This is a genomic window from Tychonema sp. LEGE 06208 (assembly GCF_015207505.1).
Taxonomy (GTDB): domain Bacteria; phylum Cyanobacteriota; class Cyanobacteriia; order Cyanobacteriales; family Microcoleaceae; genus Microcoleus.
In genome coordinates this window covers 1-22,767 of record NZ_JADEWT010000020.1, presented here as the reverse complement: position 1 = coordinate 22,767, position 22,767 = coordinate 1, and the positions used below count along the sequence as shown (strand labels likewise).

General features: G+C 46.9%; 19 protein-coding genes and 1 tRNA gene. 7 read left to right on the top strand and 13 right to left on the bottom strand.

Annotation, left to right across the window (positions count from 1 at the left end; genetic code table 11):
• Window positions 1-12 precede the first annotated feature (12 nt).
• The 4 genes from IQ263_RS07765 to IQ263_RS07750 form a co-directional block, all read right to left on the bottom strand.
• Window positions 13-1,335, bottom strand: a complete 1,323-nt coding sequence (locus IQ263_RS07765) for a 3-isopropylmalate dehydratase large subunit (RefSeq protein WP_194066926.1) — start codon at window positions 1,333-1,335, stop codon at window positions 13-15.
• Window positions 1,336-1,444: 109 nt separating this feature from the next.
• Window positions 1,445-1,606, bottom strand: a complete 162-nt coding sequence (locus IQ263_RS07760; protein ID WP_194066925.1) for a hypothetical protein — start codon at window positions 1,604-1,606, stop codon at window positions 1,445-1,447.
• A 162-nt stretch (window positions 1,607-1,768) separates the two neighbouring features.
• Window positions 1,769-2,509, bottom strand: coding sequence for a DNA/RNA nuclease SfsA (gene sfsA / locus IQ263_RS07755; protein WP_194066924.1), 741 nt, complete (start codon window positions 2,507-2,509; stop codon window positions 1,769-1,771).
• A 338-nt stretch (window positions 2,510-2,847) separates the two neighbouring features.
• Window positions 2,848-3,510, bottom strand: coding sequence for a glutathione S-transferase family protein (locus IQ263_RS07750; RefSeq protein ID WP_194066923.1), 663 nt, complete (start codon window positions 3,508-3,510; stop codon window positions 2,848-2,850).
• 337 nt (window positions 3,511-3,847) lie between these two features.
• Here IQ263_RS07750 and murJ point away from each other — a divergent pair, with 337 nt between their 5' ends.
• Both murJ and IQ263_RS07735 read left to right on the top strand, forming a co-directional pair.
• A complete protein-coding gene (gene murJ / locus IQ263_RS07745; protein ID WP_194066922.1) occupies window positions 3,848-5,461 on the top strand; it encodes a murein biosynthesis integral membrane protein MurJ in 1,614 nt (537 codons plus the stop codon).
• 690 nt (window positions 5,462-6,151) lie between these two features.
• Window positions 6,152-11,989, top strand: coding sequence for a DUF4347 domain-containing protein (locus tag IQ263_RS07735; RefSeq protein WP_194066921.1), 5,838 nt, complete (start codon window positions 6,152-6,154; stop codon window positions 11,987-11,989).
• 75 nt (window positions 11,990-12,064) lie between these two features.
• Here IQ263_RS07735 and IQ263_RS07730 read toward each other — a convergent pair whose 3' ends face one another.
• The 3 genes from IQ263_RS07730 to moaC form a co-directional block, all read right to left on the bottom strand.
• The gene (locus IQ263_RS07730; RefSeq protein WP_194066920.1) at window positions 12,065-12,367 is read right to left on the bottom strand and encodes a DUF3181 family protein; all 303 of its coding nucleotides are present in this window, start codon (window positions 12,365-12,367) and stop codon (window positions 12,065-12,067) included.
• 63 nt (window positions 12,368-12,430) lie between these two features.
• Window positions 12,431-12,688, bottom strand: coding sequence for a 2TM domain-containing protein (locus tag IQ263_RS07725; protein WP_194066919.1), 258 nt, complete (start codon window positions 12,686-12,688; stop codon window positions 12,431-12,433).
• An 88-nt stretch (window positions 12,689-12,776) separates the two neighbouring features.
• Window positions 12,777-13,298 carry a cyclic pyranopterin monophosphate synthase MoaC gene (gene moaC / locus IQ263_RS07720; protein ID WP_194066918.1) on the bottom strand — a complete coding sequence of 174 codons (522 nt, stop codon included), beginning with the start codon at window positions 13,296-13,298 and terminating at the stop codon, window positions 12,777-12,779.
• A 78-nt stretch (window positions 13,299-13,376) separates the two neighbouring features.
• Between moaC and IQ263_RS07715 the strand changes: the two genes are divergently transcribed.
• Window positions 13,377-13,450, top strand: a tRNA-Arg gene (locus IQ263_RS07715).
• A gap of 155 nt (window positions 13,451-13,605) precedes the next feature.
• Here the strand turns inward: IQ263_RS07715 and IQ263_RS07710 are convergent.
• Together IQ263_RS07710 and IQ263_RS07705 are read right to left on the bottom strand one after the other, a co-directional pair.
• Window positions 13,606-14,868, bottom strand: a complete 1,263-nt coding sequence (locus IQ263_RS07710) for an MFS transporter (protein ID WP_194066917.1) — start codon at window positions 14,866-14,868, stop codon at window positions 13,606-13,608.
• Between the two features lie 165 nt (window positions 14,869-15,033).
• Window positions 15,034-16,221: a glycosyltransferase family 4 protein gene (locus IQ263_RS07705; protein WP_194066916.1), complete on the bottom strand. Its 1,188-nt coding sequence runs from the start codon at window positions 16,219-16,221 to the stop codon at window positions 15,034-15,036.
• A 54-nt stretch (window positions 16,222-16,275) separates the two neighbouring features.
• Here IQ263_RS07705 and IQ263_RS07700 point away from each other — a divergent pair, with 54 nt between their 5' ends.
• On the top strand, window positions 16,276-16,419 hold the full coding sequence (locus IQ263_RS07700; RefSeq protein WP_194066915.1) for a hypothetical protein: 144 nt from the start codon (window positions 16,276-16,278) through the stop codon (window positions 16,417-16,419).
• A gap of 30 nt (window positions 16,420-16,449) precedes the next feature.
• On the opposite strand, the gene IQ263_RS07695 is transcribed toward IQ263_RS07700, so the two are convergent.
• Complete coding sequence (locus IQ263_RS07695) at window positions 16,450-18,138, bottom strand: DUF2079 domain-containing protein (protein WP_194066914.1); 1,689 nt, start codon at window positions 18,136-18,138, stop codon at window positions 16,450-16,452.
• Window positions 18,139-18,226: 88 nt separating this feature from the next.
• Here IQ263_RS07695 and IQ263_RS07690 point away from each other — a divergent pair, with 88 nt between their 5' ends.
• Entirely contained in the window at window positions 18,227-19,468 is a 1,242-nt protein-coding gene (locus IQ263_RS07690) for a histidine kinase (protein WP_194066913.1), read from the top strand.
• Between the two features lie 183 nt (window positions 19,469-19,651).
• A complete protein-coding gene (locus tag IQ263_RS07685) occupies window positions 19,652-19,990 on the top strand; it encodes a hypothetical protein (protein WP_194066912.1) in 339 nt (112 codons plus the stop codon).
• Between the two features lie 172 nt (window positions 19,991-20,162).
• Here the strand turns inward: IQ263_RS07685 and mutT are convergent, their stop codons facing one another.
• The gene (gene mutT, locus IQ263_RS07680) at window positions 20,163-20,573 is read right to left on the bottom strand and encodes an 8-oxo-dGTP diphosphatase MutT (RefSeq protein ID WP_194066911.1); all 411 of its coding nucleotides are present in this window, start codon (window positions 20,571-20,573) and stop codon (window positions 20,163-20,165) included.
• Here mutT and IQ263_RS29765 point away from each other — a divergent pair.
• On the top strand, window positions 20,550-20,771 hold the full coding sequence (locus IQ263_RS29765; RefSeq protein WP_370589035.1) for a hypothetical protein: 222 nt from the start codon (window positions 20,550-20,552) through the stop codon (window positions 20,769-20,771). The two genes, mutT and IQ263_RS29765, sit on opposite strands and share 24 nt — an antisense overlap.
• Before the next feature lie 97 nt (window positions 20,772-20,868).
• Here IQ263_RS29765 and IQ263_RS07675 read toward each other — a convergent pair whose 3' ends face one another.
• Window positions 20,869-21,210 (bottom strand): DUF760 domain-containing protein, encoded by a 342-nt coding sequence (locus IQ263_RS07675; RefSeq protein WP_194009546.1) that lies wholly within the window; start codon window positions 21,208-21,210, stop codon window positions 20,869-20,871.
• Window positions 21,211-21,440: 230 nt separating this feature from the next.
• Window positions 21,441-22,400 (bottom strand): RNA polymerase sigma factor, RpoD/SigA family, encoded by a 960-nt coding sequence (locus tag IQ263_RS07670; RefSeq protein WP_194066910.1) that lies wholly within the window; start codon window positions 22,398-22,400, stop codon window positions 21,441-21,443.
• Window positions 22,401-22,767 lie beyond the last annotated feature (367 nt).

Here is a 22,767-nt window from a genome sequence, read left to right as displayed (position 1 = left end):
ACCAGCTACTTTCTAACGCAGGAATTCGCGCGGATCAGTGACGTGCCCAGTCAGCGCCGAAGCCGCCGCCGTGTAAGGCGAAGCGAGATAAACTTGCGCTTCTTTGTTACCCATCCGGCCGGGGAAATTGCGATTAGTTGTAGACACGCAAATCTCGGGTTCGTTCATCCGCCCAAAAGTGTCTTTCGGCCCGCCCAAACAAGCGGCGCAAGAAGGCGCTGCAGGTTCGATGCAGCCGGCTGCTAAGAAGATTTCCGACAGGGTTTGACCGTCGTATTTTGTGACAAACAAATCTTCGTAAACTTTCTGAGTGGCCGGTACTAAATACGTCGGAACTTTGACTTGATTTCCTTTGAGAATGCGGGCTGCATTCAAAAAGTCGGAGGTTTTGCCGCCGGTGCAGGAACCGATGTAAACTCGATCGATCTTGACATCGCGACAGTTGCGGGCCAATTCGCGGTTGTCGGGGGAGTGCGGTTTGGCGACGACTGGTTCTAATTTGCTGACATCGTAGGTGCGATCGCTATAAAAACTAGCATCAGGATCAGTGTAAAATGCCTCAAAGGGCACATTAGTCCGGGGATTAACGTAATCAAACGTGGTTTTGTCCGCAGCCACCGTGCCGTTTTTGCCGCCAGCTTCGATTACCATATTGCACAGCGTCATCCGTTCTTCCATCGTCAAACGTTCGACTGTATCGCCGGCAAATTCCATTGTCCGGTAGTTAGCCCCGGCGACGCTGATATCGCCAATAATTTGCAAAATCAAATCTTTTGCTAACAAATAATCGGGCAATTCACCGTTGAGCACAAACCGCATGGTTGCGGGAACTTTAATCAACAATTTGCCGGTTCCCATAATAAATGCCGCGTCGGTATTGCCGATACCGGTCGCAAATTGTCCGAAAGCGCCGGCATTGCAGGTGTGGGAATCTGTGCCGAAAAGCACTTCGCCGGGCCGCGTGTGCCCTTCTTGGGCTAGGGCGATGTGGCAAACTCCTTTGTAGTCGGGATTTGCTTTAAAGTCCGATCGATCCGTGATGTCGTAAAAGTATTTTATCCCTTGTTCTGCGGCAAAATCGCGGAGAATATCGACGTTGCGGTTAGCGCGTTCGTCGTTGGTGAAAATGTAGTGGTCGGGAATTAAGACGATTTTGTCTGGATTCCAGACTTTAGCATTTTCGCCGAATTCGCGTTTGAAAACGCCGATGGTGCCCGGCCCGCAGACATCGTGGGTCATCAACACGTCTGTTTCTACCCAAATGTTTTCTCCGGGCTCGACTTTAGTGCGGCCTGATGCTTTGGCTAAGATTTTTTCGGTCAGGGTCATTCCCATAGTTCGATCGCTCTTTTTGGTAAGATGCTACATAACTGTATTGTACGAAACATCGCCTGATACTGACAGGTAATTTATTAAGCAAACATTAAAAGAAGAATCAATTTCCCTATTTTCCACCAACTAGAGCGGCAGTTAGATTTTTTTTCAATTCATAATAACTTCGTGCAAAAGCAGCAATACACTGTCCCTGCAAACTTCCACAAATCAGTAATTTATCAATACAAAAATACCAGTTTTCCCCCACAATATCAATTCCGGTTGCACTCATACATGATGTTAATTGTTAACTGTTAACTTTAACTGTTGACTGTTGACTGTTAACTGTTGACTGTTAAGATCATTCCGATGCAACCGGATACGATATAACTCGGAGACGGTGGCTGATTAGAATTATCGTTTGGTGCTGTAAACCAGCAGTCTATCCAGCACTTCAGTTTCCGTTAGCGGTTAGTAAATCCATTTTTGCTAAGCCCAAATAGCGCACACCTTCCGGCGTCACATCAAACCGACAAGGCAAAACTTCCACACCTTCAGCCACAGCCTGTCTGAACAATTGTCCGTAAAGGCGATCGGCACTATCCCCCGGAGCAAAATCCGTACAATCTCCGCGATTAATAAAATACAGCATTACAGCCCTCGAACCCTGCCGCACCACATCGATCAACTCTCTCAAATGTTTCTGTCCCCGCTCCGTCACTGTATCAGGAAATAAAGCTAATGTATCTTTGACCCAAGTTGTATTTTTAACTTCCAGAAAAATCGGCTTTTCCTCACCAGTCAGCCAAAAATCAACACGACTTTTTTTATCGATACCGTAAACAACCTCCGGCTGAATTAAACTATAATTGCCCAACTCAGGAAACAATCGCAACTCCAAAGCTAATTTAATCGCTCGATTTGGCAGCCCAGTATTAACTCCCACCCAAACAGGCACAGTATCGCAAAGTTTAATTAATTCCCAAGTATAAGCTAACTTGCGTTTGGGATTGTCGCTGGCAGATACTAGGACAGGATTACCCGGAATCAAAACACCAGTCATCGGGCCAGTATTCGGACAGTGCGCGGTGATAATTTCTCCAGAATCTAATTCAATATCGGCAAAAAAACGCTTGTACCGCTTGATGAGAATTCCGGGTAAAAGAGGAGGGTATTTGTAAATTAAGTTAGTCATTAGTCATTAGTCATTAGTCATTAGTCATTGGTCATTAGTCATTAGTCATTGGTCATTGGTCATTGGTCATTGGTCATTGGTCATTAGTCATTAGTCATTAGTCATTGGTCATTGGTCATTGGTCATTAGTCATTAGTCATTGGTCATTGGTCATTAGTCATTGGTCATTAGTCATTGGTCATTGGTCATTGGTCATTAGTCATTAGTCATCGGTCATTAAACCTGCTACAATAAATGAAAATTATCTTGAATTGCATCTGCGTTAATCTGTATTTATCCGCCTCGCATCTGCGGTTGCATAATCAATCAAATTTTTCGGCAATAAATCTCTGCAAAAATTAACTTTGCTGAGGTTTCATCAACTGTTTCATCTGCGCTTTAAAAGCTTCCACAAGTTCGGGACTGGCTTGCGTTTGTTGCCAAGAAGGGCGGGAATTTAAGCGTTCCGACCAAGCCTGCAATTTGGGGTAATTGTCCAAAGACACGCCTAGTTCGGGCAGCCAAGGCACGGAAACACCCGCCACAACATCTGCGAGGGTAATCGTGCTGCTGTTGCCAAAAAAAGGTTTATCGCCCAACAAATCCTCAAAAAATCTCAGTACCGCAGCCACTTGCTGGCGACCTTTTTCCAGTTTTTCCTCGTCTCCTGCGCCGCCGAAAGTCTGGCGTACCAAAGGACTCATTGCCGGTGACAATTCGTTGATTGTGACCATTTGTACCATGCGGGCGATCGCCAAATCCTTAGCATCCTGCGGCAACAGTGCGGGCGCGGGATACTTAGCTTCCAGATAATCAAGAATTGCCAGACTTTCTATTAAATGAAAATCACCATCAGCTAAAACTGGGACGTGGTGAAAAGGACTAATAGCCAAAAAATCCGGTTGAAACTGATCGCCGTTTAATTTCAGCGACACTAATTCAAACTCAATCTCTTTTTCCAGCAAAGCAATCCAAACGCGGCGAGCATTAGTGGACAGCGGATTATAATAAAGTTTCAGCAAAATCTAATCTCCTAACAGTCAAATCACTAAAATTTTGGTAGTTACTAGAGCGAATTAACGACAAAAAATGATAGTAGCCGTAGGGTGTGTCGCCATTGACCATCCCCAAATTTGACAGACAATCTCACCGCGACGCACCAAACCAAATAGTTAAGGCAACAAATCCAACATTTTTGTAGCAATACTTTTTATAAATGGTATTACTAGAGCGAATCAACGCCCAAAAATCATAGCACGAAACCCAGGCACATAGAAATTTCCTGAATTTATGTTATGATTTTCCAGATTTGCTATTAAACTTAGTGAAGCCTTTTAGCACTAGCGTTTGTAACCATTTGTGTCTGAAACCCAGAAGCCCTCTCGTTCCCTAGCAGGGATTGCCGGCATTGTCGCAGTCGCCACTCTGATTAGCAAAGTCTTTGGATTGGTACGCCAAATTGCGATCGCCGCAGCCTTTGGAGTCGGTGTCGCCGTCGATGCCTACAACTACGCCTACGTCATCCCTGGTTTCCTATTTATTTTGCTGGGAGGGATTAACGGGCCGTTTCACAGCGCGATCGTCAGCGTTTTAGCCCGCCGCGACAAAAAAGAAGCTGCACCCTTAGTCGAGACTATCACCACCTTAGTCGGCGGCATACTTTTGTTAGTAACAGTCGCTTTAATTATTTTTGCAGATCAGGCGATCGATTTAGTAGCACCTGGATTAAATAGAACAGCAGAAGGCTTAGAAATCAAAGCAATTGCTGTCCAACAATTTCGGATTATGGCGCCGATGGCATTACTTTCAGGCTTGATAGGTATTGGTTTCGGCACTCTCAACGCCGCCGATATGTACTGGTTGCCTTCGATTAGTCCTTTATTTTCTAGTGCTGCACTTGTCGGCGGTTTGGCGATTCTCGCCCTGCAACTCGGAGACAAAATTATTCAGCCTGAGTACGCACTAATGGGCGGTTTAGTGTTAGCTTGGGGAACTTTAGCGGGAGCAGTTTTGCAGTGGTTGGTGCAACTAGCGGCGCAGTGGCGCGCAGGCTTGGGAACATTGCGCTTGCGGTTCAATTTTAAACGCCCCGGAGTACAAGAAGTAGTTAAGGTGATGGTTCCTGCTACCTTATCATCGGGAATGCTGCAAATTAATGTCTATACTGACCTATTTTTTGCATCCTACATCCCTCAAGCTGCATCTGCAATGGGTTATAGCGGCTTGTTGGTTATGACTCCTTTAGGCATCATTTCTAATGTAATTTTAGTACCTTTTTTGCCGATTTTTTCTCGCCTTGCCGAACCCAAAGACTGGCCGGAATTAAAAGATAGAATTCGTCAAGCTTTAGTTTTGACTGGGCTGACGATGCTGCCGCTGAGTGCTTTAATGGTGACGCTGGCTACACCCATCGTCCGCGTTGTTTACGAACGCTATGCTTTTAATCAGTCAGCATCGCAGTTTGTCGCGCCCTTGTTGATGGCTTACAGTATTGGGATGTTTGTGTATTTGGGACGCGACGTTTTGGTACGGGTATTTTACGCTTTGGGAGATGGAGAAACGCCTTTTCGGATCAGTATTATCAATATCTTTTTGAATGGTTTGTTGGATTATTTGTTGGTAGGAGCTTTTGGCGCGCCCGGATTAGTTTTGGCGACGGTGGGAGTGAATCTTGTTTCGATGCTGATGCTTTTGTACTTATTAGATAAAAAGCTGGGCGGCTTGCCTTGGCGGAAGTGGAGTTTGCCCTTTTTGGGGTTAGCTTCTGGTAGTTCTTTAACTGCTTTCGTGTCTTTGGCCACTCTGCAAGGCTGTCAAAGAGTTTTGGGTACTGAAGGGTTGGTAGTTCAATTGGTGGAGTTGAGTGTGGCAAGTTTCGCGGGGTTGGGAGTTTTTGTAATTTTTGTGAGTCAGATGAAGTTGCCGGAAGTTGATATGTTTGTCGATCGCATTCGGGGACGTTTTCGCAAATAAATATCATAAATTTTCGGCAGATACAAGGAATCAACAAAAGCGCGATCGCCCTTAAACCCAAATCAACAATTATCCGCGTCCATCCGCGTATATCCGCCGACATCTGCGGTAAAAATTCCCGAGTAATTAAGTGAGCGATCTCTAGCTTTCCGACTGTACGATATAATGGTACGGTTTTCACGCTTCTATGACTAGCCCAGTGGGGGCGCAAGTCGATCGAATATTAGAAGCCATGAGCGAAGAAAACGAGTGTTCTGTGTTAATTGTTATTTATTTAATGATCCAGCGGAACGATATATAACACTTCTCAATCGGATGAAATACAGCAGACGGCTGTAGGGACTTAGGCCAAGCCCTGTCCCTACTGGACATCTGTACTTCACTCAAATGAGAAATGCTATAACAATTTTACATCCCGATTTATTTGAGTAACGTGATGGCTTATCATTTTAGATATAGCCAACAAATAGCAGTGCCATCTCTCTTAAAATCACTCTTTTTCAGTGGATTTACAGTGAAAATAATCCTTTTCAAATCAACCTTTTTAAGTGGATTTACGGAGCAAAACACTGTTAATTATCCCCTTTTAAGTGAATTTGCGGAACCGAAACACTCTTAAAGTCCTCCTTGGAAGGGTGATTTTGGGACACAGAAACTTGGATGTAAACGATAGATAAAAAGATTTCAGGAATGATGAATTTATTAACCGCGAACAAGCAAGTTATTTTCGTTGACTCCTCTGTACAGAATTATCAAAATCTGATAGACGGCGCAGATGCTAACGCCAAAATAGTCATTTTAGATGACAAAAGCAGCAGTATTGAGCAAATTACTAACGCCTTAGCAGCTCAAAAAGATATTGAAGCCGTACATATCCTTTCTCACGGCAGCGAAGGCAGTTTAAAACTCGGTACTGACGTACTCAATCAGAATAACCTAGAAAATTTCAGCGATCGGCTAAAACAGTGGGGAAATGCCCTAACAGAAAACGGAGATATCCTACTCTATGGATGCGAAGTAGCAAAAGGAGAAGCGGGCAAAAATTTCGTCAAGCGATTGAGTGAAATCACTGAGGCCAACATCGCCGCCTCAGCTAACCCTACCGGCAGCGCTGAATTAGGCGGAGACTGGGAATTAGAAGTAAAACTAGGGAATATAGAAACCCAACCCTTGAATGTTCCCAACTACAGCTACACCCTAGCACCAACAGGAGTGGCAGATAACAAAGGTATCCTCGTCAGTGGAGCACCAACTTCCACGCAGATCAATGTTTTAGCCAACGACACCGGCACCGGAAGGCTGAACGTCCAAAGCATCGTTACTGCCCCCACCAACGGCACAGCGAGTATTAATGACGCGATTTATGTGGGCGGCAGTTTCACCACCATCAGCGGTACTACACGCAATAGTATCGCTCGGTTGAATAGCGATGGGACGGTGGATAGCACCTTCAACCCGAATGCGAATAGTGATGTCTATGAGCTCGCCATAGACAGCAATGGCAACCTCATAGTGGGCGGCGATTTCACTGACATCGGCGGACAACCCCGCAACCGTATCGCCAAATTAGACCCCACAACTGGTCTTGCCGATGCTGCCTTCAACCCGAATGCGAATAGTTTTGTCAATGCGATCGCCATAGACAGCAGTGGCAACCCCGTAGTGGGCGGCACTTTCACCAACATCGGCGGACAACCCCGCAACCGTATCGCCAAATTAGACCCCACAACTGGTCTTGCCGATGCCACCTTCAACCCAAATGCGAATCTTGGTGTCTATGCGATCGCCATAGACAGCAGTGGCAACCCCATAGTGGGCGGCACTTTCACCAACATCGGCGGACAACCCCGCAACCGTATCGCCAAATTAGACCCCACAACTGGTCTTGCCAATGCTACCTTCAACCCAAATGCGAATGATTTGGTTGGTGCGATAGCCATAAACAGCAGTGGCAAACCCATAGTGGGTGACAATTTCACCAACATCGGCGGACAACCCCGCAACCGTATCGCCAAATTAGACCCCACAACTGGTCTTGCCCATGCTACCTTCAACCCAAATGCGAATAGTTTTGTTCAGGTGATCGCCATAGACAGCAGTGGCAACCCCATAGTGGGTGGTAATTTCACCAATATCGGCGGACAACCCCGCAACCGTATCGCCAAATTAGACCCCACAACTGGTCTTGCCGATGCCACCTTCAACCCGAATGCGGATAGTTATGTCAGAGAACTCGCCATAGACAGCAATGGCAACCCTATAGTAGGCGGCGATTTCAACAGCATCGGTGGACAACCTCGCAACCGTATCGCCAAATTAGACCCCACAACCGGTGTCGCTCATGCTACCTTTGACCCGAATGCGAATGGTGCTGTCTATGCGATCGCGATCGACCCCAAAAGAGACATACTCTACACCCCCAACGCCAACTTCAACGGCCTAGACACCTTTCAATACACCGCCACTGACGGCATCGTCTCCACCCCCACCACCGTCACCGTCCTCGTCAACGACTCCCCCGCCCTCGATAATTCCGGCACACCCACCCTCAACGCCCAAAACCAAAACGACAGCGCCAGCACAGGCACACTAATCTCCACCATCATCGCCAACCTCGGCGGCACAAAAATCACCGATCCCAACGCCAGCGCATCCCAAGGCATCGCCATCAGCGCCTTAGACACCGCTAACGGCACTTGGCAATACACTACCAACAGTGGCACAACCTGGACAAACGCCCCAGCCGTTTCTGCCACCAACGCCTTACTATTAGCTAGTGATGCTAATACAAAACTCCGGTTTGTTCCCAATACAGGTTACAGCGGTACTGTCGCCAACGCCATTACCTTTGCCGCCTGGGATCGAATAGTTGGAACCAATGGCACTACCGCTAACTACACCACAGACCAAACCAATAACACCACATCCAGCGTTTTCAGCAGCGTTACCGAAACCGCCAATATCACCGTTAACCCCGTCCCCACCATTACCAGCGTCAGTTCAGCCACCGCAGACGGGACTTACGGCATCGGCACAAACATCGATATCACCGTTCAATTCTCTGAAATAGTCAACGTCACGGGTACGCCGCAACTAAGTTTAGCAGGTGCAACACCCGTCGCCAGTTATCTTTCAGGAACAGGTAGCAACACCTTGACATTCCGGTACGCAGTAGCAGCAGGCGATAACAGCGCTGACTTAGACTATCTTTCCACAACTGCCTTATCTTTAAGCGGCGGTACTATTAAGAATGCTGCCACTGCTGATGCGATCTTAACCTTACCCACTCCCGGCGCGGCGAATTCTTTAGGTGCGAATAAGGCAATAGTAATAGATGGAATTGTCCCAACTGTTACCAGCGTCACCTCTACCACCGCCGACGGCAGTTACGGCACTTCTGGCAACATCAACCTCACCGTCAACTTCAGCGAAGCAGTTACCTTAGCAGGCGGTAACATGAGTGTCGCCTTAGACACAGGCGGCACTGTTACTATTGCACCTTTCACAGGCACATCTGCTGTGGGTACTTACACTCCAACAGCAGGACAAAACAGCACGGATCTCAACTCAACTGGGATCACCTTAGCAGTCGGTGCAACATTAAGAGATGCTGCGGTCAATAATGCAACTTTAACGATTCCTACGGGACAATCTTTAGCAGATAGCAAAGCCATAATTGTAGACACCGTTGTACCAACAGTCGCCCTAACATCAACATCCCCAACAACCACAAACGCACCATTTTTAGTCACAGCAACATTCAGTGAAAGCGTCACCGGATTTATAGCCAGCGACATTAATCTAACTAACAGTACGATTAGCGGTTTCACGGGTAGCGGAACAACTTATACTTTTACAGTTACACCAACTGCTACTGGTAATGTCACCGTTGATATTCCCGCAGCCCAAGCCACAGATACAGCAGGTAACAACAATACCGCAGCCACGCAATTAACTCGCACTGCCGATATTACCGCACCCACAGTCGCCCTAACATCAACTTCACCAACAACCACAAACGCACCATTTTTAGTCACAGCAACATTCAGCGAAACCGTCACAGGATTTACCGACACTGACGTGACTGTTGCTAACGGCACTGTTAGTGGATTTACAGGTACTGGTACAACTTATAATTTCACCGTTACACCAACTGCTACTGGTAATGTCACCGTAGATATTCCCGCAGCCCAAGCCACAGATACCGCTGGTAACAACAATACCGCAGCCACGCAACTGACTCGCACTGCCGATATCACCGCACCAACAGTAGCCCTAACATCAACATCCCCAACCACCACAAACGCACCATTTTTAGTAACAGCAACATTCAGCGAAACCGTCACAGGATTTACCGACACTGACGTGACTGTTGCTAACGGCACTGTTAGTGGATTTACAGGTACTGGTACAACTTATAATTTCACCGTTACACCAACTGCTACTGGTAATGTCACCGTTGATATTCCCGCAGCCCAAGCCACAGATACAGCAGGTAATAACAATACCGCAGCCACGCAACTGACTCGCACTGCTAATATCACCACACCTGACATCACCCCACCCACAGTTGCCTTAACATCAACTTCAACACCAACAGTAACTGGTTTATTTAGCGTTACTGCTACCTTTAATGAAGATGTCACCGGGTTTGATAATACTGATATCACCGTAGCCAATGCGAATGTCAGTAACTTTGTGAAAGTTGATGCCAAAACTTACACCTTTGATGTCACTCCCGCTGCTACTGGTAATGTCACCGTTGATATTCCCGCAGCCCAAGCCACAGATACAGCAGGTAATAACAATACCGCAGCCACGCAACTGACTCGCACTGCTAATATCACCACACCTATTGTTGATGTCACTCCACCTACGGCTAACTTGGCAGCAATTGCTGACATTACTACAGCCGACGGTACAAGTCAGACATTGACAGTTACTTTCAGTGATAGTAATGGAATTGATGTTACCAGTTTAGATAATTCCGATCTTGTTGTAAATTGGTCAGGTGGTGCTATTCCTGCACAATTTGTCAGTGTCGATACTAATAGTAATGGTACGCCTCGGACAGCAAGTTATTCGTTGACTCCGCCAGGGGGAAGTTGGGATAGTGCTGATAATGGAACTTACACTGTTAATCTGCAAGCAAGTCAGGTTAAAGATGCACTTGGAAATCAGGCTGTTGCTGCTAGTTTAGGAACTTTTAACGTTAATGTTGCGGTAACAACACCAACTCCTGCACCTGTAACAACACCAACTCCTGCACCTGTAACAACACCAACTCCTGCACCTGTAACAACACCAACTCCTGCACCTGTAACAACACCAACTCCTGCACCTGTAACAACACCAACTCCTGTACCTGTAACAACACCAACTCCTGCACCTGTAACAACACCAACTCCTGCACCTGTAACAACACCAACTCCCGCACCTGTAACAACACCAACTCCTGCACCAACACCAACTCCTGCACCATTCGTAACGCCAATACCAACACCAATACCAACTCCTGTACCATTCGTAACGCCAACACCCGCACCAACACCAACACCTCCGGAAACGCCCACACCCACGCCAACAATAGCGGTAACGCCCACACCAATAACTAATAACATCCCCAACAATGACTGCATCTGCGATGACATTGACTATCCCAATTTAAACCAACCGAATTCAGTTGAAAACACCATACTCGGTGTACCGGGCATTCAAATAGGCACTGCCGAAAATGATGAATTTCTCGGCAGCAACACGGGCAATATATTCGATGCCAAATCCGGGGATGACAACTTATATGGTGGCGATAGCAGCGACATCCTCAACGGCAACAAAGGCAATGATTTTATCAGCGGTGGCACAGGTGATGACATCTTATTTGGAGATGAAAATAATGACATTGTTCTTGGCAACTTGGGCAACGATTTAATCTTTGGAGGCAAAGGTAATGATGACCTAAATAGCCGCGAAGGTGACGACATCGTTTATGGGAACAGAAATGATGATTTCATCGACGGCGGTAAGGGTGATGACAGCTTATTTGGAGGCAAAGGTGATGACATAATCCTGGGCAGTGAGGGAGATGATTACTTGTTAGGAAACGAGGGTTCGGATACCATCTGTGGGGGTGAAGGTAATGATTTCATTAGCGGTAATGAAGGCGCAGATATCTTGGGAGGCTGTGAAGGAAATGATACTCTTTACGGCGGGGAAGATAACGATACTCTCCTGGGGGGAAAAGGCTCTGATATTCTTTACGGAGATTTGGGAAATGATAGTTTGATTGGCGGTAGCGGCAATGATATCTTTGTCTTAAATGCAGGTCAAGGATTTGATGTTATCGCTGATTTTACCGCAGGTCAAGATTCGATCGCACTAAGCGGAGGTTTGAGCTTTAGCCAGTTAGCAATAACTCAAAATACTCAAGGTACAATTATCAAAAATGCCTTGACAGGAGAAGAGTTAGGTGTGATGATTGGAGTGAGTGCCAATTCACTGACAGCGGCTAACTTCATGCTGGTTTAGGGAAGAATGAAAAGTGCGATCGCCCATTAAATCCACAAAGGGCGATCGCACTTAAATCCAAATCAACAATTGATATCACATCTTCCGCTGAAATTCCTCCAAAACATCCATCAACTTAACTTGACACTGCATCGGAATCAAATCGGCCAGCGGTACTTCTCGCTTGCCGCCGCCCAACTTGATGGAAATTCCTTGCAAAACTCCTTCAACTTTGTCAGTATCTAAATTGCCCTTTTCCAGCATTGAATAAAGTTGTTGGGCAACCACCGTATGCAGGTGGGCATCGCGGAGATACAAATGCCACTTGGCAATGTCAATGTAGACATTTTCGCCGATTTCGGCTGCTAAGGATTCGATCGCCTGAGTAGTATTAGCCATATAAAAAGCAGAACGTTATTGGTGATCCGTCAAAAAAAGTTAACCGATCGCCGACAACTGCCTTCAGCCAGAATCTTTGGTGACGGGCGCATAATCGGCGATCGCAAAAATGAAAATCGCGTGGGCCAAAACTACTAGAGCCCATCCACCCGTTACCGAAATTGCCCAAGGCCAATCAGCCTTTTGCAAATTGTGAACAAACCACAAAACAGAATTGGTAGCAGAAAAAAGACCGACATGGATAGCAAAATTCATCCGGTCATCTAAACGGCGGTACTCTGGATCGTTGCGATCGGGTTTGCGGGGCCAACGAGGAGGCATAGTTTTTCACATGATATTAGTAGTTCTGTGCCTATTTTAATCTTAAGCGCAGCTTTTTTAATTCTGCATCCCTCTCAAGAGTGGAAACTTACGCATCTAAATTTTCATAATCCCCTGATTTGCCACCGCTTTTGCTTACCAGACGAATCGATTCAATGGCGATCGACTTGGACAAGGCCTTCGCCATATCGTACAAAGTCAGCGCCGCCACCGAAACCGCCGTCAGCGCCTCCATTTCCACCCCAGTTTCCGCCTTAATCTTCACCGTCGCCCGAATTTGATACCCCGGCAACCCAGCATCCGGTATCACCTGCACCTCAACGCTACTCAAGGGCAGAGGGTGACACAGAGGAATCAAATGCGCCGTCTGCTTAGCCGCCATAATCCCAGCCAGCCTCGCAGTGCCCAACACATCCCCTTTCGGCGCATTCCCCGCTTCAATGGCAGCAAACGTCTCCGCCGACATCCGCACCCGCCCCGCGGCTACAGCTTGCCGCACAGTTGCCACTTTCGCCGAAACGTCCACCATTTGGGCTTCCCCGCTGTTGTCGAGGTGAGTTAGCTGCGGGCGATCGGGCAATTTAGAAATATTTTGAGAAAGGTCTTGCATTATTTTGGTAATGGTGTTACTGTTAGATTCTGTGAGAAAAGAAGTTAATCAATTTTAGATTAAATCTAAACTCGACAGGGGCTTGTAGCTTAGTTGGATAGAGTGCATGGCTACGAACCATGAGGTCGGGGGTTCGAATCCCTCCAAGCCCATTTTAAATCGATAAATCCTCGTAGGGAAACTCCTAGGGACACGGCAATGCCGTGTCCCTACAATTAATTGCGGTAGGGAAACGGCATTGCCGTGTCCTCCTCACTATCCATTATTTTGCGGTAGGGAAACGGCATTGCCGTGTCCTGAGTTGCTATCATTCCGGTGCAACCGGAATTGATACCAAAGCATAAACATCTTTGCCTCTACCGATCGCAAATTGCAGCGAATGAGACAAACTCTTGCTAGACAAAGTAACAAAAATCAGGAAAGCTAACACACTGACAGCAGCCGCCAAACCAAACATATTTCTGTAGCCGACTTGTTCAGCAGCAAAGCCTAAAATCGGGCCAGCCAGCGCAATTCCCAAATCAAACCCGCCAATACAAAGCGAAAACAATCGGCCCCTTTCTTGAGGTTCGCACCTGTCCGACATCAGCGTCACCATCATCGGCATCACAGTACCGCCCGCCACACCTTCAAACAAAGCTGCCAGCAAAAAAGCATTGCTGTTGTTAGCAAAATACAACAATAACATCGACACGGAATAACAGATCAAGCCCGCAGAAATAAACAAACCGCGCCCGTATTTATCCGAAGCCCGCCCCGTCAACAACCGCACACCGAAACTAGCCACAGCCCCCGTAGAATAAAATAATCCCGGATTCAAATTAACCTTAGTTTCCTGGAGAAACAAAGGCATAAAAGTGCTCAAAGTTCCGAACACCAAACCAACCAACAATAACACCAAAGCCGGAATCCGCACCCTGGGATTCCACAACATTTGCCAGTATTTTTGGCGGTTTTTTTCCTCAAATAGCGAATCGGATTTTGTTAACTCAGCAAAATTAGGTTCGGCAATTTTGGTAGTCAGAAATACACCAATTGTAGCTAAAGCCGCCGACATCGCAAACAAAAAAGGATAGCCGAGCCCAGCTTGCACAAAGCCGCCAATCGCCGGGCCAAAGGCCAAACCGATAGGAGTTACCAAACTCATGTAACCGATTAATTCCCCCCGCTTTCCTGGGGGCGACAAATCTGTCACCAAAGCGCTGTAAGCTGTGGTAAAAGCGGCGATGCTAATGCCATGAAAAGCCCTGATACATAACAGTAAGGGGATAGATTTAGCGAACAGGTAGGTTATGGGGGCAACGGCAGCCACTGACACCCCTAGCAGCAAAACTTGTTTTCGCCCCCTGCTGTCGGCTATTTTTCCCAACTGCGGCCTCGACAGCAAAAGCCCGATCGCAAATGCACCCATCACAAAGCCAATTTGCTGTTTTGTACCGCCCACAGATTGAACGTATAGTGGCAAAGTTGGCAGCAGCGAAGCCAAACTCGACCAGAATAGCAAGCCTGCGGCAAATAAAGTCAGCAAGCCGCGTTTGCGTTGGGGCTCGATGTCCCTAAAAATATTCAAGATGCGAATTCCCTTTAAATTTTCTGAGTGCGCTCAAGCTGAGGTCAAGTGTATCTATCATTGTGTTGCAATTTCTTAATATTTGCAACTGAAAAAGTTGATATTCTACTCACAGTCAACAGTCAACAGTCAACAGTCAACAGTCAACAGTCAACAGTCAACAGTCTACCAATTAACCTCTGCCCTTTCCTCTATCACCCGCTGATAAACCCACTCGGTTTCCATCGCCAACTTCGGCCAACTAAACCGGCGTTCCAAATCCTCATAAGCATTGTCAACCAACCACCGCCCGTAACCAGGATTTTTCAGCACTTCCAAAATTCCCCAAGCCAAAGAATCCCGATTATTTGCTTTAGTAACAACGCCAGTTTTAGTATGCTGCACAACTTCCGGTAAGCCGCCCGTATCGGAAACTACCACCGGCACCCTGGCTGCAAAACTTTCTAACGCTACAATCCCAAAAGGTTCGTAAAGACTGGGGAAAACCGCGCAGTCAGCTACCGTCTGGAATTTGTCGAGATGTTCCTCAAACATGAAGCCGGTAAAATAACACTTATGCCAAATTCCTAAATCCCAAGCCTGATGTTTTAGATAGTCTGTATTGCCGCCGCCAATAATTACAATTTTAGCTTTTCCCCCCATTTCCCAAATTACTTTAGGTGCAGCATTCAAAAATACAGAAATACCTTTCTCATAGCTAATTCTTCCTACATAATAAACAATTTTTTCATCGTCTGCTGCAAATTGACGGCGGAAGTTTATCGCGTCAGATTCGTGCAGCCTGGGTTTTTTTTCGGCTCTAATTCCGTTATAAATTACCTCTATTTTGTTCCACGGAGTCGAGAGTACCCGTTCGGCTTCCCGCCGCATATAGTCGCTGCAAACAATTACCCGCCAAGCGTTGTAAGCGAGGTTGTTTTCCTTGGTGTTAATGTAGCGCTGTCCGTCGTTGTGGATGCCGTTGAAGCGCCCGTATTCGGTGGCGTGGATGGTGGCAATTAGCGGGATTTTAAAGGTATGCTTGAGGGCGATCGCCGCATCTCCCACTAACCAGTCGTGAGCGTGGATCAGATCGAAGGAGCCTTCTTCTAGTATCAGTTTGCCACCAAGGTGGCCCATGCTTTGGTTGAGGTTGGCCACCCAGTGAAAAAAGTCCGTGGCCTGTCCCACTACCACCCGATGCACCTGTATTCCTTCTACCACTTCATACATCGGCGCGTGTCCGAACTCTACAGTAATTAGGTGAATCGAGTGGCCTAGCTTCACCAATTCTGGATACAGTTCCGATACGTGGCGAGCGATGCCGCCTACTATTCTGGGAGGAAATTCCCACGCCAATACCAAAATTTTCATATTTCTGTGCTCCCAAGAATTTATATATCTTAATGTTGATTCTTGACTATTTTAGTGTATAATTCAAAACCTAATTTTTGGGATGGTGCAAATTTATGCCCGAAGGCTGACAGTATGAAAAATTATGCAGAAACCGGGTGTTTGCAGGAATTGCTCGATCGCCCGCTTGCTGCCTCCAAAACCCGGTTTCTGCAATAGTTGGGCTGCGCCAGTTTCGCGCGATCGGGCTTACCCTTGCTTCAAAATCGGTTCTAATTCGCGGCGAAAACTCATCCAAGCAGCCGCCGATGCAGAGTTGGAAGCAGCACCCTTACGCATCAAAATCGCGCCGTCTTCAAAGCCAACTATTCCGTATTCTCCTGATTTGGACATTCGATCGATCTGCGGGACGATCGCCTGCAACTGTCCCCGTTCCCGCCGAAACGCAGCCTGATACTGCTGTAACTGCCACATATCGGCAATTACGTATTCCATCTTCACCGCTTTCCCCGCATCATTACGCAGTTCAAACATCGGAAACCTGAGAATTTCGCGGCGGCTTGACAAAATCGGCACAATACTATTCGTTGCGGCCACGCTAGCATCCGCAGGAATTTGAGCCAAAAGTGGCCGGACTTGAGAAACGTGCTGCCACTGTCGGATCAAAGGAACCTGCACCCAAGGGGCGATCGCATCGGGTAAAATCCAAGAAAAAGTCCGATTTGGGTTAGACGTGAAGGTAAAAAATAGCGACAAGCAAATGCAAAACCCCCAAAAGCGGCGAAACTTTGAAGACGAAGGAAAAGGCAAAACTGCTGAAGGAAAACGCAAAATTGTTTGTTCTCCCCTCTTAATTTTATCCTCTTCCTTTTGGCGATCGGCCCACCACAAAATCGCCCCGTAAAACAGCCCTGGAACCACAGTCATCGCATAGCGAATATTAATCGCCAGCACAGACTCTCCTTTCGCTAAAAATAGCTTCAGCAGCGGAAATCCAGCGATCGTCCAAGACGCAGGCGCGAAGGCCGGAACCAAAGCTAACGGCAACCACTGACCGAGCAGGTATTTAATTTTACCAAAGAACGGCGTAAATAACGCAGCCGCCAACCTGCCGGGATTGCTAACCATTCCCCAAAGAATTTCTAGCGTCGAAGCTTCATCTCCATCGGCATATTGACCGAAGCGTTCGATCATAAACCGCTGGGAGATGTCCGCAGAAAACAAAGGCATAATTAGATTCGTCAGGACGATCGTATAACCAAAACTGAGAATGCAGACAGCCAAACCAGTCCGAGGGTAGCGCCGGCTCAAAATCATGTAAGCCCCCACGCCAAACAAAACAATTCCCGAATCTTCTCGCACAGCCAAAATTAAAGTGGCCAGAACCCCAAACAATGGCCACCAGCGCTTCTCCATCGCCAGCAGCAAGCTAAAAACATAAAGCGGAATTTGACAAACATCATGAAAATTGCCCAAAGTCGGGCCGATCACCGCGTTAGCGCAATAATAGCTCAACACAATTGCCGCCGACAGCCGCGGTTCTAGATAGTGTCTGGCGAGAACCCAGAGCACTAAACCAGCCGCCGTAACTAAAGTCACCTGCAACACCGTCAAAGTGACAGGCGAGGGAAACAAGGAGTAAATAGGCAGCCACAGCATCAGTGCCGGGGTGAAATGCTGCCCCAACCGGTAATAGGATACCGACGGGAGCTCATTTTGGTGAACCACATTAGTGGACAAAGCCGAAGACAGGGAACTCTCAAACAAGTTACCCCGAGTGCCGTTCCAAAAAAGTTGATTGAAAATGCCTTGGTCGTAAGTAGCGTAAAAGTTGTAGTAGCGGTGCAGCGTCAGCAACAGGCACAGCACAAAAAAAGCCGCCGCCACTTTCACGACTACCTGCAGCGACTCATTTTTCTTCCATCTCAAAAATGTCATTGGCCCGCCGTAATGAAATCATCGGACATTAGCATAAATCTAAAGCAAGTATTAAATTAAAGTAGAAGTGAAATAACTCGGCTCGGCAATGGTCAATTATTTTCACCCGATCGAAAAAGTCAACAGCGTCAATCCCGCACCAGGCACCGGCGACACCGACAGTTCTCCCGAACTGCCGGCCAATCCCGCACCGCTTTTACAGCTTTTGCTGTTCGTAGACAAGCGTTCCTCTTCTAGGGAACAGACCAGACACATCCGCAAGTTCCTACAGGATTTGAAGGCAGAGTGCGACTTCGATCTTCAAATCGTCGATGTAGGAGAACAGCCGGATTTAGCCGAACACTTTAAACTTGTAGCTAGTCCCTCCCTGCTCAAAATTCATCCAGAGCCCCGACAAACTCTCGCCGGCACCAATCTGATCGCCCAACTCAAACAGTGCTGGCCCCGCTGGAAGCGTGCTGTAGAAGAATACGCCGCCCAGCAGCAGTCTGCCCCAGCTCTGACGGCAGCAGCTCTGGCAGACCCAAAACCAATTTATTCGGTTGCTGGCGCTACTGAGCTGGTGCAACTTGCGGATGAAGTTTTTCGGCTAAAACAGGAAAAAGAACACCTCCAAGAGCAGTTGCAGTTGAAAGACCGGATTATTGCGATGCTGGCTCACGACTTGCGGAATCCTTTGACGGCGGCATCTTTGGCTTTGGAGACTTTGGAGTCAACTCAGAAGGTGAAAGAGGGGGAAAAGTCGCGTTTGACACCGGCTCTGGGGGCTTATTTGATGAAACAAGCCCGCAGCCAAATCCGAATTGTCGATCGAATGATTACAGATATCCTCGAAGCGGCCAGGGGCACAAACGCTCAACTTCACATCCAAGCAAAAAAAATTGAACTGGGAGCGATTTGTCAAGATGTAATCCTGGAATTTCAAGATAAATTTCAGGCGAAAAATCTGAAATTAGAAATAGACATTCCCGCAGATTTGCCCTTAGTTTATGCCGATCCCGATCGCATGAAACAAGTGATTGCTAACCTGCTAGACAACGCCAGCAAGTACACCCCAGAGGAAGGAACTGTTAGTATTTCTATGCTCCACCGCACTGCTTACAAGGTTCAAGTGAGCATTTGTAACAGCGGCCCTGGTATTCCTCAAGAAGATTGTGCAAGCATTTTTGAAGACAGCTTTCGCTTGCAGCGAGATAAATCAAAATACGGTTACGGCATTGGGCTGTCTCTTTGTCAAGGTATTATCCGCGCCCATTACGGTCAAATTTGGGTAGACTCTGTACCCGATCGAGGCACTTGTTTTCACTTTACTCTGCCTCTTCAAAAATAACTGTCAGTAATAACTGTCAGTTGCGGTTCCCTGAACCCTTCGACTACGCTCAGGATAAACTCCGTCGAAGTGTCAATTCTCAGGGACACGGCAGTGCCGTGTCCCTACGGGGATATTGAATGTACCTCATAAACCTGTAATCTGTTGTATTATGTGCGATCCGAAAGATGGTAGGGAGGTTTTGTGGAAATATCGATCGGAAAAGGCGTCGGTAGCATCCAATTTGGACAAGATGAACAACAGATAATTAATCAATTGGGTAAACCAGATAAAGTATATGAATTAGAAGGATCGAAGCGCCTACAGTATTTTGATTTGCAAATAGCAGTCGCGATTGAATGCGAACACGAAAACAAATTTGGTTGGGTAGAAGTTAAAAATCCAGATGCCTTGCTCTTCGGTCAAAAATTAATTGGTGAATGTGTAGAAAAAGTATTATCTGTTATTTCGGCTGCGATTGCCGACACACCAGAATATGAGGATTATGGAAGTCTCGAAACTTATTTCTATGAAAACCAGTAGTTGGAGTTGCAATTTGAATTGAATCGACTTCGATCGATTAATATTGGCGTTTTATTTATTGATAATAATACTCCCAATTTGCCGTAGTTTTTTGGTTCTATCGCTCTCACTATGAATAACTTTTGCTGTGATATTTGGCGCAAATATTTAAGTAAAAACGCGACTTATATAGCTAAGAGCGCTCCTTAAGCAAAGCAGCAATAATCTGTGCGTTTGCCTTGGGAAAAGTAAATTGGTCAATTTCGTCGAGTGACACCCAGCGAATTTCATCGCACTCGATCGTTTGCGGTTCCCCGCTGACGTGGCGGCAGTGGTGTACGTAGAGCCTAACTGTAAATTTAGTGTAGTCGTGGTCAATTGTAATCAGGCGATCGCCCACTTCGACGACAATTCCCAACTCTTCCATAATTTCCCGTTGTATGCAAGCTTCGATCGTTTCCCCAGGCTCTATTTTACCGCCCGGAAACTCCCAAAAACCCCCGTGTAGTCCGTGTTGTCGGCGCTTGTCAATCAAAATTTGTTGTCGGTCATTCCAGATCGCAGCAACGCCGATAACTTTGTGGGGCACAGGAGAAAGAGACATAGTTATTGGTTATTGGTTATTGGTTCTTGGTTATTGGTTATTGGTTATTGGTTATTGGTTCTTGGTTCTTGGTTATTAATATTACGCCAAATCAGGAGACGACATTTCTGTATCCCTACAATATTATTGGGGTACGGATACAGAAATGCCGTCTCCTCCGTTGCTATCATTTCGCTCGTGCAACCGGAATTGATATGACAACTCACAACTGCCAACTACCAACTGCCAACTAACAATAGCCCCCCATCTTCCGAGGGGGGCTTGACATTTGCAGAGCTTAAATGTTAGTAACCGACTAATCTTCCGAGCCGTGTCTCTCACTGGCTTGTATCGACTTTTCAAAAGTCATGCGCTGTTCGGCATTTTTGAGAAAATAACCGCTAATCATTGCCGAGGCGAGCAATCTACCCAAATGTTCGCGACTGGTAGTCACTGTCACCCCGAAGTGTTCCGAAGGCAAATTTCCCAAGAGTCCGACAATATTTCGCTCCATTACTTGAAACACTTCATGAGAAGTCGGTTTAGACAACTGAGAAACAGTGTCGGGAGCCATTGACTGCACGTATTGCCATAATAAATTGGCATTTTCTCCGTCTTCTTCAAAAAATTCTGGGGATTTATTAGATGAATTACTCACGAGTACCTCCGTTTCAGAGACAGCTTATTATTTGAGATGCGGGCAGTTAAATTAAATAACCCTTACCTTATCCGATCGCTGTTGATCTTTATTACTAAGTAATTACTAATGTAGCAGGACAGTCGGCACAACCAAGTGGGTACAACCGAATTAAAGGCGACGGTTTTTACGATTTTTAGATGGGGAATTGGCGATCTGGTGCGTCCGGATCGCCTCGATCCCCAATCTAGCTAGCTGGCTAGATAATCGTTGATATCTTGCTTGCGCTTGCGGAGTTTGGTCAAGGCTTCCCGTTCGATTTGCCGCACCCGTTCCCGACTGATGTTGAGACGATCGCCTATTTTTGCCAAAGTTAAGGTTTGACCGTCTTCTAAACCGAACCGCAAGGCGAGGACTTCTCGCTGTTGCTGAGTCAGTTCCGCCATCAGGTGATCTAGGTCAGTCCGCAGGGAAGATTGCAGGGCAAAATCTTCTGGGGTAGTACCGGTATCTTCCAACAAATCGCCCAACTCTGTATCTTGATTGTCTCCCACGCGCAAGTCTAGGGAAAGCGGGAGGCGCGCGCGATCGAGATATTCGCGAATTTGCTTGGGAGTCAAATCTAACTCAGCAGCCAATTCAGCAGGAGTAGCCGCGCGGCCGAGCTGTTGAGCTAGCTGGCGCTGAGCTTTTTTAATTTTGTTGAGTTTTTCGGTAATGTGGATCGGCAGGCGGATGGTGCGACCTTTTTCGGCGATCGCCCGCGTAATTGCCTGACGAATCCACCAATAAGCATAAGTTGAAAATCTGTAGCCCTTTGTCGGGTCAAATTTTTCGACTCCCCGCTGCATCCCGATCGTCCCTTCCTGAATGAGGTCGAGTAAATCTACGTTGCGCTTGATATATTTTTTGGCGACAGACACTACCAGGCGGAGATTTGCTTCCACCATTTGGCGCTTGGCCCTTTCGCCGTGGTCGATCGTCCGCTGCAACTGTGCCTCAGACAGCCCGACTGCCTGTGCCCATTCAGCCGCCGTCGGGTCGCGGCCTAACTCTTCGGCTAAAATCTTTTTCTCCTGATGCAGTGCGGCCGATCGCTGTACCTGTTTCCCGTAGAGTATTTCTTGCTCATGGGTCAACAGGGGAACGCGGCCGATTTCCCGCAAGTAAGCACGAACAGAATCTGTATCTGAGGACTTAAGAGTTTTCATGAGCTTTTCCCGCTGAGGATCTTTGCCTATAAAGGTTTGCGGTAGTCGCAAACCTTTAGTTTTAGTTGAGAAGGAAAGCGGGCGGGGATTTGCGCTTTCCTTCCATTTAAAGAGGCTTCGTTTTATGGTAGCTAGCTGCTACTCCCACTCAGCACCATCTCAGGTTAGGTTTTGGTTGGGGGGTGCAAAATACTACTTGTGTTAAGAATCTTAACATTTGTGAGAGCGGTTAGCTACATTTCTTTACATTTATTTCATGCAAGGCTGCACTGTATAGGTTTGAGAGTACCCGCAAACTAATTTTAGAGTTGCATCGTGTTAAACAAAATCAGCCAAATCTCAGAGGGGGAGATGGGGAGATGGGAGA